This window comes from Thermaerobacillus caldiproteolyticus, assembly GCF_013761245.1.
GTDB lineage: Bacteria > Bacillota > Bacilli > Bacillales > Anoxybacillaceae > Thermaerobacillus > Thermaerobacillus caldiproteolyticus.
Genome location: NZ_JACDUT010000010.1, coordinates 1 through 18591 on the forward strand (window position 1 = coordinate 1; position 18591 = coordinate 18591).

Consider the following 18591-nt stretch of genomic DNA (forward strand, 5'->3'; position numbering starts at 1 on the left):
GGAAATGTGTTTTTTAGGTCACTGTATATGATTTCCAAGACGGGTGGATTTTTTGTGTACATTTATGCATTCACTATGCGTTTTGCAACACGTTCAGATATAAGTGTTTTCCCTTCCAACGCCACTTAATAAATTCATCATAAATAAGTCTCAAGCCTTATTTGAATATACATTTCAGGTCTATTTCGGAGAATCTCTTTTCTTTGTATCGTTAAGATGGAAAAGGGAGAGAAATTTTGGTTGAAATGGGTTTAGGTTTATTCTTTAAGCCAATTTATCTCTATGCTGCTTGGAGTTTTTGAGAATTAGTTGTTGATAAGGCTCATCATCTTCTCTAAGAGGTGAGGATTTGGAGAAGTATTGTTAGAGTATTTGTTTAGGTAAGCTGCTTGTACTAGAGACTTATCAATATGGAGCAAGCCCGTTTTATTGGTAGATTTAAATGAAAAATTATTGTTTGGTTCAAGATATGGGGGGAGATCATGCAAGCTTCTAACGAAATATGTTTGTATAAAAATAGGAAGTGATATTTCTTCTTGCTGCAAGGAATGGCTAAAGGATAAGCAAAAGCTAATGATGGAAACTAAAAATACTATGGAAAGAAGGGAAAACATTGAAAGGATTTTTTATGATTCTATTGGGTGTCATTGGATTATATGTTATCTTTTTTAATCCAATTGACTTTAGTTGGTTGTCTTTTGGAAATCAAGGAACTCAGTCCGTTATATCTAAGAAAATTGATATGATTGAAATTGATGTTTCAGGTGTTAACACAACGATTATTCCGGAAAAACGAGAAGATTTAAAGGCAGATCTAGATGGAAAGGGAAAATTGATCGTTAAACGCCACGGGGACAAGGTAGAGGTAAGTGTGAAACGAACAAGGAAATGGTTTGACTGGTTTTTATTCAATAAAAAGGCGAGACTGAATATTTATATTCCTAAAGATTATGATCGAAATATGGCTATAAATCTAGGCTCAGGGAATCTGAGTTTTTCCGGCCATTCCAAAAATGAACCGATGAAATTAAATGAATTACTATTAGATGTAGGCTCAGGCAACATCAACCTAAAGAATTTATCGGTTAAATATTTTGAGCACAATGGTTCGTCAGGTAATGTCGAGATAGATTCATTAACGACAGAAACAGGATCATTTGATGTTAGTTCAGGAAATCTCAATGTAAAGCATTATATTGGAGCTATTAAGGCTGAATTATCATCTGGAAATTTAAATGTACAAATGGACAAATTAATAGATTCAGTTGATATTGAAGTAAGTTCAGGAAAGGTCGATATTAATCTGCCGACCAATGCTGACTTTACTTTAAATGGAAAGACAAGTAGCGGTAATATAACATGTGATTTCCCGCTAACTAGTAAAAAAATAAGTAATAAAAACATTAAAGGTATTCATGGGTCTGGGAAGCATCAGATTGATCTAACCGTATCAAGCGGCAACATCAATATTTATTAAAATAACGCAAAAAAGAGGCAACTTATTTAGTTTTGTGTATCTAACTTCAAAAACAATGAATGATGTTCCCTAAGCTATAAAAATGACATATAGTTGTCGACTAACACTCGAAAGAAAACCAAAAGCAGCCTAAACCTTCTTTATTCAGGTTTCAGGCTGCTTTTCAAATAAAACTCCTAGTATAAGAGTGCTTATGCTTTCAAATAGGCAAGCCCCTAATTCATTTATTCCTCTCTGTTACTTGTCTAGCAATGCTTCAAAGAACATATCCTGTAATTCCACAGTAACTGGCCGTCAATAGTCAGTGAATCGTGTGCCTTTTTGTTTTAAAGTTGTAGAAGGATCTCTACGTTATCACCGGTAGAGAAGGGGCTACCAATTATGTAATTCAGTATGCATAATTTTTCCTGCATGTTCGTTAAGAATGTTAATTTCGCTGCTTTTTACTTTTGCTGTTGCGAAAAATGCAATAAATAAGAAAGAACTCACTAAAGGAGGTGAGTTCTAGTTTCAAAGGAAGTAATCACAATAAACGTATTAAGCGAGCAAGACGTTCAAATATATCAATCAATATAGAGCAGGAAAAGTAAATGGTAGGAGATGTTAGTGGAATTTTTTCATGATTGAATTGTAAAGGTTTTTTCGTCTACAATATAGAAACTATATTCAAATGCTCAAATATTGACTATATAAATATTTTGTAATATAGTGTTGAGACATTTCCTTTTTTCATTAAATGGAAGGTATGTTTGTATTCTGTTTTTAGTCGGAAAAGGGGGAACGACGTAGTTTGAATAGAAAAGAAAATTTCCTGTAATTATCGAATCATGATATTTATATCATGATATTATAAGAACTAAATCTTTAATAATGTTTCGCTCGGTTTCAATTAGATTAATTACCTCCTATTTAAGAATTATTGTTTCATAGAAAAATTTAAAAATAGTAGAGGGGGGATATAGTGAGAAAGATAATATCACAAATCAGACAGGAGTTAGGGCGAAAAGAGATTTCACCATCATATTTGGCGAAAATGCTAAATGTATCACTAACATGTATCAATGAGTTTTTTAATGGCACAAGGCAGTTGAATTTTAGTGATTTTTTACAAATCATCAATCTTTTATTTGATAAAGATAACCAACAGCCATTAATTTTGGATTATTGTTTAAGCACAGAAAGCAAAGAGGATATTAGGGAAGCAATGGAATGGGCTTCCAATAACTGTTTTTATGAGCTATTATCCGATTTAATAGATATCTATCCAAGCAAATTTAGCGATTTATACTCTCTTTTGTTAAAACGAAATAAAAACGAATTATCTCCTATTCAATTATACAATGAATTAGAAATGATTAAATTTAAAATGGGAAATGAAACTGAGATACCCGAGGTTCAAGTTCTAGTAAGGATCGCTTCTTTGTATAGTTTTCTTAGTTTAAAATCATATGGATTGATTCTGCCTATTGCTCAGGATGCCTTAAATCAGGCTGAATCTATTACAAACCGCTATATAAGAGAGTCTTATGTTATCCGGATAAAAGAGGTAATGGCCATATACTATATGAAACAACTACAGCTGGAAGAGGCTATCAAAGTGGCGCGGGGGATCATAAATATATCGAATTTTGAAAAATTTCCGTTAACAGTGAATTCTATGCTATGTTTGTTAGCGGAAATATATGTATACAGTGATTACTGCAAAAGTATTTATTACATCGAAAAGGCGATAGAACATTTCAAAGAATTAGGGATGTCAGAGAAATTTAAAAACCGTGAGAACATGCTTTATGCAACCCATGATTTTATCAAAATCACGAATGGAATGTATAAAAATTTATATTTAACGGATAAGGCAGAAGAAGCCCATTATCTATCCCGACAACGGGATGAATCTTCCAAGGAAAGGGCGCTCTATCTTTTAGAGAAAATCGCAAAAGAAAGAGGAAAACTTTCGCCGTTTCAAATTTACTATAAGGCGCTTGCTTTGGGGGATGTACAATTGATGAGATTTGCGGAAGAAGAATTTTTAAAAGCCGGAGATTTATTTTACGCTCAATTGCCAAGAAGATATTTAGTGAAAGATAGTTCTGAAAATTAAGTGTTTTTGTTGAAATATATCATAAATATAGGTTAAAATGTAAATAGATATAAGAAAAGGAGGTATGATAATGAAGAGGAAATTTCTATCATCACTTCTCATTGCTGCTTTTGCATTAACATTAGGTGTGGCGAATGACTATGGGACAAAATCGGAAACAGCTTCAACTTCTAGTAGTGTTCAAACATTACCTGCTCCTACCGATCCAGGTGGCGGCGGACATTGATCAAAACCCCTCTAATATTTATTATAGAGAGAACAATAACGTACTAATGCATGGTAGTCTATTCGTTTTGAATAGGCTTTTTTGTTTGGTATAAATCCTTTGTAAATCATGTAAATAAATATATTATATTGTATAAATATTTTAAAGGTTTGATACCTCTTTAAGATTTGTTGAATCTTTCTAGCTAAAGGCAAATGACAGGGACATCTATTTATTTCGGCAGGAACATACAAGAAGATTTAAAGAACGGATAAAAAATATTTATGCAAAAACGCAGAATGAATACATAAATGAACATAAAAAAGTCTGCTCTATTGGAAATTATTATAGTTACCAAACCATACGCTTCTAAAGAATGAACACTATCATGATTTCCAAACCTATTACAGAACATGTTTGTTCCATTGAAAATACTCCTCTTTGAGTGGTTTATAAAAAAGTTAATTTTAGTTCACAGCTTAACCGTTCGCCAGCTTGAGCTAAGTTGGGCTTAGCCGTAACATAAGAAGGGGACGCGGTTTATCTAAAACGAACATGGAGGAGAAAAAATGGCAAAAGTAAAAACCAATGCGATGCGTGTTCTTGATAAGAAAATGATTCCTTACAATGTCATTACCTACGACAGTCAAGATGGAAAAATCGATGGGATTTCTGTTGCCCATAATATCGGGAAAGATCCTCGATTCGTATATAAAACATTAGTAACGCGGGGGAACAGCAGGAACATTTATGTGTTTGTCATCCCTGTGGAATCGGAACTGGATTTGAAAAAAGCTGCACAAGTAACGGGTGAGAAAAAAGTAGAAATGGTGCCGGTAAAAGATATACAAAAGTTGACAGGATATATCCGCGGAGGGTGTTCGCCGATAGGCATGAAAAAACTTTATCCAACCTTTATTGATTCTAGTGCTTCTCAACTTGAGCACATTATTGTCAGCGGCGGCAGGATCGGCGTGCAAGTGGAACTTAGCGTGGAAGCTTTACAAAGCGTAACAGAAGCTGCACTGCAAGAAGTGGTAAAGAAGCAATGAATAAATCGAGGGAGTAATGATGGGGACTTTGAGACCGAATAAAAAAATACATTTATGAAGATTACTTCACATGAGACGATGTGATTAAGTTTCTGTGGTCAATTCCCGGTAAAACAGATACTTTCACTCAAGAAACATGGGGCTGGTCCTACTTGTAGCAGACAGGAAAAAGCACAGGCTTGTACTGTTATACTATATGAGAAATCTAATTAGACGATGGAATGGTATACAAAAAGGGACCTTAGATGTTCTTTGGTCCCCTGTCACATGAAGTTATGCTGTTTTTGATTCCACTTGTTCATTATTGATAGGCTTTCTCATGATAAAAGGGTATAATACTAGCCCTAAAACGAATAATCCAATTCCTAATAAGAACGTGTTCCAATCTGCTGTTCCTGTCTTAACAACCCAGACAGAGTAAATCAGAGCTAGAATGGTAATAACTCCGTCGTAGATTCGCAATCTCTTTGTTGTTTGATATGTCTCTCCTGTAATGATCAATTTGAGTTGATAAAGAACAGAAACAAGGTACGGAACTAAATAGGCAAGTGTTGCTACGACAATAGCAAAGTTGTAAGCTTGGTTTACCGTTCCAGACACCGTTGAAAATAAAAAGAGCTGTGTCATGAAATTCGTAATAAACAAGGAACGAACAGGACTCCCTTTTTTATTCGTTTTAGCAAAGAAAGCTGGGAATAATCCTTCTTTTGCTGCTTGATAAGGTACCTCAGAACTAACAACAATCCATCCAATTGTAGACCCAAATAATGAAATGAGTGCTAAAATAGCCATAATATAAGCTCCATTGTTACCAACGACTGCACGCAGAGCATCAACAAGCGGTTTTTGCGATTGCTGTAATTCTTCTTGAGGAATAGCTCCCATTGTCAATAACGTAATACCGACATAAATGAGTACAGAGATTACTAATCCGAGCAGGGTAGCTTTTTTTACATCCTTTTGTGATTTGGCACGATTGGAAAGCATAACAGCTGATTCAATTCCAATAAATGCCCACAGCATTGTAATGGCTGCCCCATTAATCTGGCTTGTAAGAGATAAAGACTGTCCTTTCTTATTTACAAAATGAAATCCATCTCCTAAATTAGAAGCATCAAATATCCAAACGGTTAAGATAATAAAAATAAGAAAGCCAACTACTTTTGTTCCTGTTGTTAAAATATTAATGTTTCCAGCATAGTTGAAGTCGCGAGAAAGAATCCACTGAATTCCCCATAAAACAACGGTGCATACAGTAAATGTGAGAGCTTTTCCTACTTCTAGTTGAAAAGACCCAATTGTCAGTAATACTTGTTTACTTTGCATAACCGGAAAAAAGGTACTTAAATAGCCTGCAAAGGAAATAATGACAGAAGCAGTTGCTGCCCAGTTCGCTGCCCAATATCCCCATGCCATGCTGTATCCTGCTACATTCCCAGCTTTTGGTGAAGAAAACATCGCTTGTGCATAGCTTTGCGGTCCTGCTTTTAATTCAGGTTTCCTTATAGCTAAATTTCCAAATACAAGAGCAATCATCCATACACCAAATCCCGTTGCAATCCAAGCAAGGGTTGATCCCATCGGGCTTGCTACTTGAGCTAAACTAGCTGGAAGCATAAATATGCCTCCGCCAATCATATTTCCAACTACAAATGCGGTTAAAATCCATACGCCCCATTTTTTCGTTGCCATGCGATTTCCTCCTTATATAAAACTCTAGATGTGGGTTTGTTAAACAATAGTAGGAATGCGTTAGCTGATTTTTATGTATTACAGTAAGATAATATAATATTATTTTAGTTTGGTAAAGTGATAATATATTAAAGAAATAAAGATTATTAATTCTAAATAATCCTTATTATTTCAAAACTTAATTATTTAGAATGTCCAAACAAGTCTAAAGAGAAAAGTAGGACATGTTTCATTTGACGCTGGAGGAATGAGAAGTCTATCAAAAATGTCCGCTCCCGAAATATTGTGACTATGGGCCGGATCATCGATTGACGATGGCCGCGAAATCGAGAGCGTAAGGAATGAAGAAAATAAAAATCCAAGAGATTCATCACTATTATCACCATGCGGAGAAATTCTAGTGAGTAGAAGGGCGCAAGAATTGCAAATTGATATAAATATATAACGGTTTTGCATCCGGTTGTTTTTGGTCCAGAAAGGCAAACAGATATCGATAAATTCTTAGAAGCAGTAAGAAAACAAAAGAAAAAGGAAGAAAACTTTATTTTTCTTCCTTGCTCCTATTCTCCAGATTTCTAGCAATCTCTTTTAAAATTTGAACCTTCTTCATTACAGTATTTGGAATCAGGGGAGATATATGCAGGGAGTCATAACAAATGTTACAAATCCAAAAGTAGCTTTATTCTTTATTTCTTTTCTTCCGCAATTTATTATTACAGACAATCCTTATGGTCCCATTCCCTTTATTATTTTAGGAATTTCGTTTATTACTATTGGTACTCTTTGGTGTTTAATTGTTGCATATTTTGCTTCATTCGCTACTAAAAACTAAGAGAAAATATAAAAATAGCAAACCTATTAAACAAATTAACGGGCATTGTTTTTATAGGGTTAGGTATAAAACTATTCCAAACAAAAGCGTCTTAATAAATATCATTTTTCCTTGTTCAACTAGTAGGTGCGATAGTTGAATAAGGAAAAAGACCAACTGCGTGGAACAAGACTAACAAAAAGTCTGATTTATTCGTGTTTTTTATTATTTTCATAATATTGGATATTTATTTTACTTTTGCAACACGCCCCATTATGATAAAATAATCTAAAACTTGTTTCTTTTTAGATTATTAAAAGGTTACAATAGGGAGGAGACATCAATGAATGCTTTTTTCAGAAAAAAGTCTATTGACCAATTGCAACGAGAGGGTGCCAAAAACACAGGGCTAAATAGAGTCTTAGGATTATGGCAACTTACTGCAATTGGTTTAGGTGGTATTATTGGGGTGGGTATCTTTGTATTAACGGGTGTAGCCGCTGCTGAACACTCGGGACCTGCAGTTATCTTATCATTCATTATTGCTGGACTGGCTAGTGCAGCGGCTGCACTGTGTTATGCAGAATTTGCTGGTTTAATACCTGTTGCTGGAAGCGCTTACACTTACAGCTATGCTGTATTAGGAGAAGTAGCAGCGTGGCTGATTGGATGGGATTTATTACTTGAATATACCCTAGTTGTTGCAGTAGTAGCTATCGGGTGGTCTGGTTACATGCAAGAAATTCTCCAACAAATTGGAATACACCTTCCTGCATGGGCACAAGGCGCTCCGGGCACTGGAGCTGGTCACAAAGTAGACTTGATTGCGATGTTAGTTAGCCTTGCCATTGCTGGTTTGCTTTACTTAGGTATCGAATGGGGTTCTAAATTTAATAACCTCATGGTTGTTATTAAGTTAAGTATTATTCTAGTGGTGATTGCTGTAGGAAGTTTCTATGTTGATTCTGCTAACTGGCATCCTTTTATGCCTTTTGGCTTTCATGGTGTAATGAGTGGAGCAGCTCTCGTATTTTTTGCTGTATTTGGCTATGACACCTTAACTACAGCGGCAGAAGAGGCAAAAAATCCGCAACGTGATCTGCCGATAGCTGTCGTATTGTCCTTGGCTATTGCCCTATGTCTGTATATCGGAATGTCTCTCGTTATTACAGGTATGGCTCCGTATCATACACTCAATGATGCAGCGCCAGTAGCCAAAGTCTTTAGTGATGTTGGATTGAAGTGGATTACGATCATCATTTCTGCTTCTGCTATTGCGGGTATTCTGTCTGTGTTATTTTCCTTTATGCTGGCAGGTTCACGCATATGGTTTGCCATGAGCCGCGACGGCTTATTACCAAGATGGTTTACGAAGGTACACCCTAAATTTAAATCACCTTATCGTCCGACTTTAATAATTGGTGTGATTACCGCATTCGTTTCAGGATTTACTCCGATTGCTGAGGTAGCTGAACTAGTCAACATTGGAACACTGTCAGCGTTTATCTTAATTTGTGCATCCATCATTGTTCTGCGAGTGAAACGACCAGAACTTGAAAGAAAATTTAGAACGCCGTTTGTTCCGGTAGTTCCTTTGATTGGAATCGGATTTTCAATCTACCTTATTATCAGCCTGCCTGAAATTACTTGGATTCGTTTTATAGTTTGGATGATTATAGGTTTGATCATTTATGTATTTTACGGTAAGAGAAAGAGCAACTTAGCGAAAAGTTTTCCAAACGAACAGTAAAACTTAAGGAAACATTTGTTTCCCTATTTGCAATGATACGGGATCACATCAATAATATGATAAGGCTATATTGTATAAGAAAAAGGGGAATTCCTTATTATATAGGAATTCCTTTTTTAATCGCTATCTACCCTAAAAATAGCGGAAAGCCAAAAAAGATAACTTGCGCTCAGCTGTCATTTTATCTGGAGGAAAGAGGAAAAGAAAAAGGAATCATTTTTCTGGTTCAATTTTATTATAAAGTGCATTTTCATCTAATATACAACTGATGCGGTTTGCAGAAGCGGAGTTTTTTATTTATTTCATACCGAGTTATAGATGGGGAATTAAGGATAATAACATAATTTCGGGCATTTTTGTTATATATAATATATGTGGATGTGATGAAAGGGAGGAGATTGTTGCTGTTACTTGTTATTGGTATTAGGAGTGGAAAGTGGTGATGAGAGGAAAACTGTAGAAGACACGATATCTACTAATGTTCAAGCACTATCGGTTAGTGACCCAAGTAGTGGCGGACATTAATTCCAATTCTACAGATAAGATGCCAAACAGCTGTCGTTTTATATAAGACTAACTTGGAGACACGACTTCTCAGACATAAAACGATCTACTTCGCGTCTTTGCAATAATTATGTTCTTTTTTGTTATTAATGCACTAAAAAATAAAAACATGAACTAGCGGCATATGTACATCCTTAAAAATTGGTTCGCTTCATTCCTATTTTAGTCATAAGAGATAGGAGGAGGTATACCATTAAAATTCGAAATATTATGTTTATTTATAATTATAAAAATAATTTTATAAGGGAGGAGAATGATATGAAATTATTATCTAATTTTTTTACAGTGATCGTACAGAGATTTTTGCCTGATCCTTTTGTGTTTGCGCTTATTCTAACGGCTATTTTGTTTGTGGCTGGAATTGTCTTTACTCCCCATAGTCCAATAGATATGATTCATTTTTGGGGAGACGGATTTTGGGATTTATTAGCGTTTGCTATGCAGATGAGTTTAATTTTAGTTACGGGGCATGCTCTAGCTAGTTCACCGTTTGTTAAACGCGGGCTACGAAGCTTTGCAAGTATTGCAAAAACTCCTGCTCAAGGTGTTGTCCTAGTGACATTAGGTGCAGCGATCGCATCTTTAATCAATTGGGGATTTGGTTTAATTGTTGGTGCCTTATTTGCTAAAGAAGTGGCCAAAAAGGTTCCAGGCTCTGATTATCGGTTGTTAATCGCAAGCGCTTACATAGGCTTTTTAACTTGGCACGGCGGACTTTCTGGATCGATTCCTTTATTAGCAGCAACGCCAGGCAATCCGATGGAGAAAATATCTGGGGTTATCCCATTAACGGAAACTATTTTTACAGATTTTAATCTATTTATTACCATATCACTTCTTATTGTTTTGCCTATTATGACAAAATTAATGATGCCGAAGCCTCATGAAGTAGTAACGATTGATCCGAATTTACTTGCTGAAGATAAAAGTGATGTATCATTGGCTATATCGGATGAGAAAAGTTTCGCAGTGCGTATGGAAAACAGCAGAATCTTAACATTTCTCATTGTCGCTATGGGATACGCATACTTGATTTATTACTTTGTGACGAAAGGATTTAAAATTGATGTGAATACAGTTAATTTACTTTTCTTTTTTACGGGCTTATTGTTGCACGGTACTCCTCTATCGTATATGCAAGCAATCACAAACGCTGCACGTGGTACAGCTGGCATTTTGATTCAATTTCCTTTTTATGCTGGGATTCAAGGGATGATGGAGCAATCAGGATTAGGTGGTATTATTACAAATGCCTTTATTTCTATTTCTAATGAGCATACTTTTCCGATTCTTGCCTTTTTAAGTTCAGGAGTCATTAATTTCTTTGTTCCATCTGGAGGAGGGCACTGGGTCGTTCAAGGACCTTTCATTATGCCTGCTGCTGCTTCTTTGGGAGTGAATCCGGGTATCGCAGCGATGGCGATTGCTTACGGTGAGGCATGGATGAATATGGCTCAACCGTTTTGGGCGCTCCCCGCTCTCGCAATTGCGGGTTTAGGCGTGAGAGATATTATGGGATACTGTGTCACTACACTATTAGTATCTGGAATTATTTTTATGATTGGGCTGTCATTTTTCTAGATTTCCGGCTTGAGTATTATAACAAACTTGACATATCTTCAAAAAAACAAAAGCATAAATTACTTCTGAGTTCTGGTGAAGAAGGATGGTTAATTCCTCCTTCAGTTCTTGATTACAACGGCATAACTCACTGATTTCTTGATTTTTTTGGCTTGATGCTGCCTGAGCTTACAAAGTTCGTGCCATTGCTTTCTTTGTATTCGGTTACCCAACGGTGAAGGGGGGATAAGAGGGCCCAGTTCTCTTGCCGCTTGATCAATCGATTTGCCTGTCCTCTAAGCACAACTCAACGGCTTGAATTTTGTATTCTTTATATCATTGAACACCTCGAACGTATCTTATTCTCTGTATCCATTTTTTAGACAGAAGTGAGATAACGTCCTTGTTGTGTATTCTTTATATTAATATAGATGAGATCATCTTTTATGATGAGTACTTGCGAAATCATTTTTTTATGTTTCTTTTTTGTATAATGATGTTGAACATTCTATAAAGAGTTATATAGTCAAATATGGTCGCATCACAATACCTTATATTGCTCTAGATATTCTATTTTTGGTATATTTTAGATTATTACGCAGATATACTATCGATCTCATTTATTGGCTATGTTAAATCACCTTGTTGGTATTTACTGAAAATATAATAATGAATAAAAGCAATCTTAATATGGAGAGAAAAAAGGAGGAAAGAATTTGGAAGAAACTAAGTATATAAAAATAAACTTTTATTTGTTACTTGCGATATTGTCGCTTTCAATAGTTGGTTATTTATTTGCTGTTTATAAAGAGAATTTGTTTTTCTTGTATGAAAGGTCTCTTACACTTTTAATCATAGCTTCCATCATATTATCAATAATTGGAATCATAAAAAATGAAGGGAATTCAAAGTGGATTTCACTTTCTTACTTTGCTTTTTTTGTACAATTTTCTGTTCTTTGTCTATTTTTAGGCCCACTTACGTTTTACAGTGTAATTTTTGTATTTTATGTTACTACCTTCATTACAATCTTAATCTTTGTTATAGCCATTAGAAAGATTGACAAGTTCAAGTTTATACCTTTACTGCTTTTAACATTGTCTGTAATCTTTACGATTTACGTTATATTTCTAAATGCTTTATGGGGAACCAGTTGGATTTAGGCTTTTTGGCGGAGTTTATCTAATATCGTTCTTCTTTCAGCTAACAATTAAGCAGATGAAAGACCTTCAATTTGTGAAGGTCTTTCATTTATTTTTAGAAGAGTCTTAGAGAATTACATTATTAAATTGTTCGATAAAAGGTGTTTTCATATAGCTCCTTGCTTGAGGAGCGTCTTGATTTCAAGCGGTCAAAAAGAAAGTCGATGCATCTTCTTTCTAACCCTTAGTCTCAAATGTATTCATTTTCACTTTTTTTACTGCTCTCTGTTCTCCTAAAGGATTCCAGATGTTGTTTGGAGATTAGATTTATATTTCAAATCAGTCTATATTCATCAAAATTTCCCTCGTTTTATTCGTAATATTAAATAGAAATGATCATGATTGGGGAGAGATAAAGCGAGTGGAAAAAAATCAGAAAGAAACCAATTTGTTTGAAGATTTTGTCAAGAGGAGAAAAGAACAGCTTTTGGTTCAGCACTTGATCCTGATATGTCTAAAAAGAAGAGGTTATTTACCATTTTATTTATAAATATAAAGAAAAACTGTTAGTTAAAAAAATAAAGCTGCGAAGTACAACGATTCCCTCCCTTGAGCAATCAAGGGATCTTTTTATCTTAACAGAAAAATGACGAAAGTTTTTTTACTTAAAGAGGTGGCATGATAACGCACAATGATGGTGCTTTTTATCAAAGTAACATCAGTGAATAGAAGTGTTTGAATGTTTATGAATCTAAATAAAGTTAAATCTTAAAAAAGAACAGTTAGCATATAATCTCTTACTTTGAAATAGGGTATTTTTCCTATATAAATGATAATTCTTAAGTCCGATATTAAGTGTGTAAGAATATAAAATATAAGAAGAAAATTTCGAAAATCACAGCAGTGAGAAGTCTTTTATAGTTGCATCAGGGATTCTTTTCATATTTATGTGAGAGATTTTTTAGAAAGATGGATTGGAAAGACCTCGATAATATATAGTTCTGATTTTGTACAACTTGGGGGGATAAAAAGTGTTGTGGAAGAGTTTCACTTAATTTATTTCATCAGACACATAACGATACGTTCACTTAAAAAGAAAAAGGGAGTAATTGTATGAGTATGAAGACTAAAATGAACGGGCTTTTAAGTATATCATTTTTCTTACCTACTATTCTTTTATTACTTTATTTCGTAAAACATTCTTTTAACTGGCTGATTGGATCTGCTATCTTTTCTTCCTTTATTTCTATTTTAGTTACTGTGGTTCTCTTTAATCGAAAGTTTTCGGTTGAATCAATGCAAAATCGTAAAGAAGATCAAGATCTATCCAATGAGAATGATGAAACGGTGGTTCTTTTCCAGAGCCTTGAACAAGATACCGAAGAATTAAAGGATTCTTTACAAACACTTTGTGATGAAATGAAAAATATATCAAAAATAGCGGCGGATATTTTGCAAGGGGCTAACATTCAATCCGAAAATGTAGAAAAAAGTACCGAAGCCATGATGGATATCTCAGCTGGCATCCAACAAATCGCCTTAAATGCCCAGAACGTATCCAATACGTCCACGACAACCTTACAGGCTGTTGCGGATGGATTTAAGGCCATTGAGACGGTTATCGGTCAAATGGAATCGATTCACCAAAAAGTCGAAAATCTTTCCAAAGTTATTACCGATTTGTCTAAGCATTCTCGGGAAATAGGAAATATCGTCAAAACAATTACGGAAATTTCAAGCCAAACGAACTTATTGGCATTAAACGCAGCTATTGAAGCAGCACGCGCTGGAGAGCATGGAAGAGGTTTTGCAGTGGTTGCCGATGAAGTAAGAAAACTGTCTGAAGAGGCGACTGCGTCAACGAATCAAATTAGTGAAATTGTTTCTTCCATCCAAGAAAATATTTCAAAATCAGTGGAATATATGAACGAAGGAAAAGTAGAAGTGACGAATGGCATTCGTATCGTAAATGACGCAAAACACGCTTTTGAAGTGATCCAATCAGACATGAACAATGTTTCACAACAAATTATAGAGGTTTCAGCTGCTGTTCAACAACTTTCAGCTGGTTCTGAAGAGATTAGAAATATTACAGAGTTTACTAAAAAGATTCAAAAAGGCGGTGTAGAAAAAATACAAAATATGAATGAACTTTTTGATGAATTAATAACAGCAGCGAATAAGATCCTTTCGTCCACTCGCCGTTTGTATCAAAAAGTGAATAATGCGAATCAACAGGGGGAGAATGACTGATGGAAAATCAATTATTCATCGAGACTGCAATGCGATCAAAGCTATACCAAAAAAAGTTGAAAAATATTCATCTCGAGGATTGGAACAGTATCCCTTTTACAACGAAAGATGATCTTAGAAATGTCGATACATATGATGTACTAGGTGTACCCTTACATCAGGTTGCAACTTATCATGAGACAAGTGGAACAACTGGTACGCCGACTCCAAGCTGGTTCAGTCATAAAGATATTGAACAGGAAGCTCAGGTAGTTCTTCAATCTTCTTTAAATCTAAATGAACATGATATCGTCTTAAATCGGTTCCCTTTTGCGATGGCAATCCCTGCTTTTATTGTATATTGGGCATCACAAAAGGTTGGAGCTGTTCATATCGGTGTTGATAAAGCAAGTATGGTGACTCCCGATAGACGTGTTGTAGAAATTATGAAACGAACAAATCCCACTATTTTGACATTACTTCCATCCGAAGCCGAAAAACTATACCATGTCGGTATGCAAATGGGAGTTCGTTTTCCTACCAAAGGTTTACGGGCATTACTTTTAGCAGGTGAGCTCGTTTCACCGGCAAGAAAAAGATATATTGAAAAAATGTGGGGTGTTCCGGTTCACTTGCTGTTTGGAAGCACGGAGACGGGCGGATTATTTATGACATGCGAAAATGGACATTACCATATTGATCACCCAAATGTGAAAATCGAGGTAGTAGATGATTCGGGTATCCCTGTCGAAAACGGAGTGAAAGGGAATTGTGTGATTTCTTCAGCAAGGGAAGGAATGCCGCTCTTGCGATATGCTAATCAAGATATTATTCAATTAATTGATGGGGCACAATGCAATTGTGGAAAAACGGAGCCAATTATGATTCACTATGGTCGAAAAGAAGATGTGATAGAATATCAAAACAAATCTGTAAACTTTTATGAATTGCAAGAGGCTGTTTATACACTTAGTAAGGTTCCTTTTATGTGGAAAGTGAAAATCTCAAGTAATCGAGTTCAATTTCTATGTCAGTTTATTGAACCAGCAGGAGAAGCAATCATTTCTACTATTAAACATGAATTAAGTGAAAAATTAGGTTTTGAGGTAGATATTCAACAAACAGAGATTATCCCGCTTGAAAAGCTTACTGAAAAACCTGCTTATGGGAAGTATGCATATATTGAACGCGAACTTATCAATGAGCCTGAAGTGCTCGTTAAGTAGGGTACAACGATTAACAAGGATAATCTTTTGGATAACAAGGGATGAATAAAAGTCAAGTAGCCATTTTTGAAAAAGATCCGTATTTGAACGCAACACCTAAGTTAAGGTGTTGCGTTTTTATTCATAGTAAAATCATACATGAAGCTATACGTTATCATCTATATTTTTACAAAAAAAAAGACCTTCGACCTTACGCTACAGCAAAGACCAGAAAATTCAAGAAGCTCTCTCTTGAAATTCCTGTTTTTACGATTCTATCTTCACATAAATTGGTGTTTCTACTCAAACAATTTCTGTATTTTCGGCGCATTTGCGGGTTCACAGAAGTTCCATGTCTTTCTAGTTATTGTGAGTTGCTTCATGGTTTTGAAGGGAATGCTTTTCTTTCTTTAACGCCCAACTCCTATAAGACTTAGGTATCCAATGTCTGAAAATCATGGTGATCGTGTTGAGTAATAAAAAAGTTCTTTAATTTTCAAAAATGTTGTTTAATACTAAAAAAGTCGTTTAATATTCTTGTTGTATTAACGGGTAGCTTAGCTCTAAATATAATACTTTTATTGAGGTGACAAATATGACAATGTATTATTTAGGTTTATTCCTTTGGTCACATCTTATTGCAGGAACTATTGCAACCATTATTGATTATTTGTTTTATAAAGAAGAAATACCTGAAGCTATTGAAGAATTTAATCATGAATATAATTTCGGTTTTAAACTTACTGTACCAATTTATATTGTTGTGCATATTCTTGGTGGCTGGTATACGTTATTTAGTGTATTAAAAAGCATTTTTAATTATTACTTTGAACCAGACGATGATGATGAATAATTGTATATTAAAATTATGAAATTAAGCAGATGATGAATGACAAAAAGTTGTTTGATTTACAAATCTGTATTTATCTAATTTGTACTATGTTTGTATATATTGAGAGATTAAAGAGAGTATTCAATTAACAGGTACGATAGTTAAAGAACAGTCGATTTTTAAACAATTTTTTGTTTCTGTTTTCTAAATCATTGAAGTATTTATAACTCAAAAATTAAACAACTATTTTTAAACACCGCTGGGAAATCGAATGGTGCTGTGTATATTTGTGTTTTAAATTGATCGCACTGCTCTCAGAAGGCAGAAGTAGTCTCTATGATTCTTAAACTCGGTAAACTTTTACATTACAAGGGATATAAGTTCCATTTTGTATGGGATGATTTTTTTACTCTACGGCTAATCGATAGACGTAGTCTAAAAGACTGCGGGATTTGTCATCGCCGATTAAGCGTAATAATAGTAGAACGCTCGTAAAATAGAGGAACAGGTAGGAAGCCTCTTCCTTTCATCGATTTATCCACGAAAGAAATTATGCACGTAGTAAAGAGACTTGACTTATGAATGTGTAATATCTACTAGTACTCTTGGTAAGGAATTTCTCAAACTCCGGAATACGATGAGCGTCAGTTCCATGAGTTGAAGGACGCTGGACGGACTGAAGCAGCCGTGATGATATTGTTTTTCATCGATATCCGTTGCATGTACAACTATGCCTCTCATCTTATGCATAAGATTGCGTATTTATTTTAGTTCTGCAACACCATCATAGTTTGTAAAAACAATTTTATAAAAAATAGAGAAAAAATATATAATTAAAAGAGAAAGGGGGAGTATTCATGGAAAAAATAAAGGAACTTGCACAAATCATTAAAAATGCAAAAAACATTACAATATTCACCGGAGCAGGAATGAGCACAGAATCGGGAATTCCTGATTTCAGAGGCGATAATGGTATATATTCACAAGAAGAAGATGTGGAGAATTATATATCAGAATACTATTTTAATAGAAATCCGAAAGATTTTTGGGCAAAATTTAAACGAATTTTTTCCTTGAAATTAATGGGGAATTTTGAACCAAACAAAGGACATCTATTTTTAAAGGAATTAGAAGATATGGGGAAAAATATAACGGTTTTAACACAGAATATTGATGGGTTGCATCATAAAGCAGGAAATTCCAATATTATTGAATTACATGGAACCCTTCAAACTGCTACATGTCCAAAATGTCAAACAAAATACGATTTAAAGTTTATTAACGAACATGATGTTCCAAGATGTAATAAAACAAACAAAAAGGGAGAAGTCTGTAATTTTATTTTAAAACCTGATGTTGTGCTGTTTGGCGGTATGGTTCAAAAGTTCGACGAAGCATTAAATAAAGCTTATAACAGTGATCTTTTCATTGCAATGGGAACGAGCCTTGAAGTATCTCCCGTTAATCAAATTCCTGTTTATTTATCTTATCAAGCCCTTAAAATCAAAAAAGCAATGATTAATAAAACGCCAACAAAAATGGATCATTTATTTGATATTGTTATTTATGAAGGAATAGGAGATACGGTTACAAAAATAAATGAATATCTAAAAGATCAAACGAACTCATAAAGAGTTCGTTTGATTTTAGGGGATATTATGAAAAAAACATACAGGGATAGTCCAAAATTATTTTATACAAAAAACATTTATGTTTAAAATTTGAACCTGTTGCAAAACTCATAAGCATGCATAAATGAACGTAGAAAATCCATCATCGTGAAAATGATGTACAGTGACTAAACATACACTTCTGGATGGATATATCGTCATCTACAACATACTTTTTCTGATAAGAATGATTGCATTTTAGCACTTAGTATGATCTGTATGCGGAAGCTCGGATACAAGACATGGACAGTTTTATTAAAGTTAAAAATAAACCTTGTATTTTCTGAAATTTCTTAAT

At 34.6% G+C, this 18591-nt stretch carries 10 protein-coding genes and 2 pseudogenes; 11 read left to right on the top strand and 1 reads right to left on the bottom strand.

Translation table 11 applies throughout. From position 1 onward, the window contains the following. Window positions 1-613 precede the first annotated feature (613 nt). The 4 genes from liaG (at window position 614) to ybaK (ending at window position 4835) form a co-directional block, all read left to right on the top strand. The gene (gene liaG / locus HNR31_RS14275) at window positions 614-1477 is read left to right on the top strand and encodes a LiaG family protein (protein WP_258561097.1); all 864 of its coding nucleotides are present in this window, start codon (window positions 614-616) and stop codon (window positions 1475-1477) included. A gap of 961 nt (window positions 1478-2438) precedes the next feature. Continuing rightward, window positions 2439-3578 (top strand): AimR family lysis-lysogeny pheromone receptor, encoded by a 1140-nt coding sequence (locus HNR31_RS14280; RefSeq protein ID WP_181556901.1) that lies wholly within the window; start codon window positions 2439-2441, stop codon window positions 3576-3578. Window positions 3579-3648: 70 nt separating this feature from the next. Further along, window positions 3649-3804, top strand: a complete 156-nt coding sequence (locus HNR31_RS14285; protein ID WP_181556902.1) for a hypothetical protein — start codon at window positions 3649-3651, stop codon at window positions 3802-3804. Window positions 3805-4352: 548 nt separating this feature from the next. Beyond that, on the top strand, window positions 4353-4835 hold the full coding sequence (gene ybaK / locus HNR31_RS14290) for a Cys-tRNA(Pro) deacylase (protein ID WP_181556903.1): 483 nt from the start codon (window positions 4353-4355) through the stop codon (window positions 4833-4835). 273 nt (window positions 4836-5108) lie between these two features. On the opposite strand, the gene HNR31_RS14295 is transcribed toward ybaK, so the two are convergent. Continuing rightward, the gene (locus HNR31_RS14295) at window positions 5109-6527 is read right to left on the bottom strand and encodes an amino acid permease (RefSeq protein WP_181556904.1); all 1419 of its coding nucleotides are present in this window, start codon (window positions 6525-6527) and stop codon (window positions 5109-5111) included. A 634-nt stretch (window positions 6528-7161) separates the two neighbouring features. Between HNR31_RS14295 and HNR31_RS14300 the strand changes: the two are divergent. The 7 genes and pseudogenes from HNR31_RS14300 to HNR31_RS14330 all read left to right on the top strand — a co-directional run. After that, window positions 7162-7454: pseudogene (locus HNR31_RS14300) on the top strand (LysE family translocator); the annotation flags it as partial. Between the two features lie 227 nt (window positions 7455-7681). Further along, on the top strand, window positions 7682-9088 hold the full coding sequence (locus tag HNR31_RS14305; RefSeq protein ID WP_181556905.1) for an amino acid permease: 1407 nt from the start codon (window positions 7682-7684) through the stop codon (window positions 9086-9088). Window positions 9089-9910: 822 nt separating this feature from the next. Further along, window positions 9911-11233, top strand: a complete 1323-nt coding sequence (locus HNR31_RS14310) for a TIGR00366 family protein (RefSeq protein WP_181556906.1) — start codon at window positions 9911-9913, stop codon at window positions 11231-11233. Window positions 11234-13467: 2234 nt separating this feature from the next. Next, window positions 13468-14385: pseudogene (locus HNR31_RS14315) on the top strand (methyl-accepting chemotaxis protein); the annotation flags it as partial. Window positions 14386-14606: 221 nt separating this feature from the next. Continuing rightward, on the top strand, window positions 14607-15812 hold the full coding sequence (locus tag HNR31_RS14320) for a phenylacetate--CoA ligase family protein (protein WP_181556908.1): 1206 nt from the start codon (window positions 14607-14609) through the stop codon (window positions 15810-15812). A 574-nt stretch (window positions 15813-16386) separates the two neighbouring features. Then, entirely contained in the window at window positions 16387-16644 is a 258-nt protein-coding gene (locus HNR31_RS14325) for a hypothetical protein (RefSeq protein ID WP_181556909.1), read from the top strand. A gap of 836 nt (window positions 16645-17480) precedes the next feature. Then, window positions 17481-18254 carry an NAD-dependent protein deacylase gene (locus tag HNR31_RS14330; protein ID WP_181556910.1) on the top strand — a complete coding sequence of 258 codons (774 nt, stop codon included), beginning with the start codon at window positions 17481-17483 and terminating at the stop codon, window positions 18252-18254. The last annotated feature ends 337 nt before the right edge of the window (window positions 18255-18591 follow it).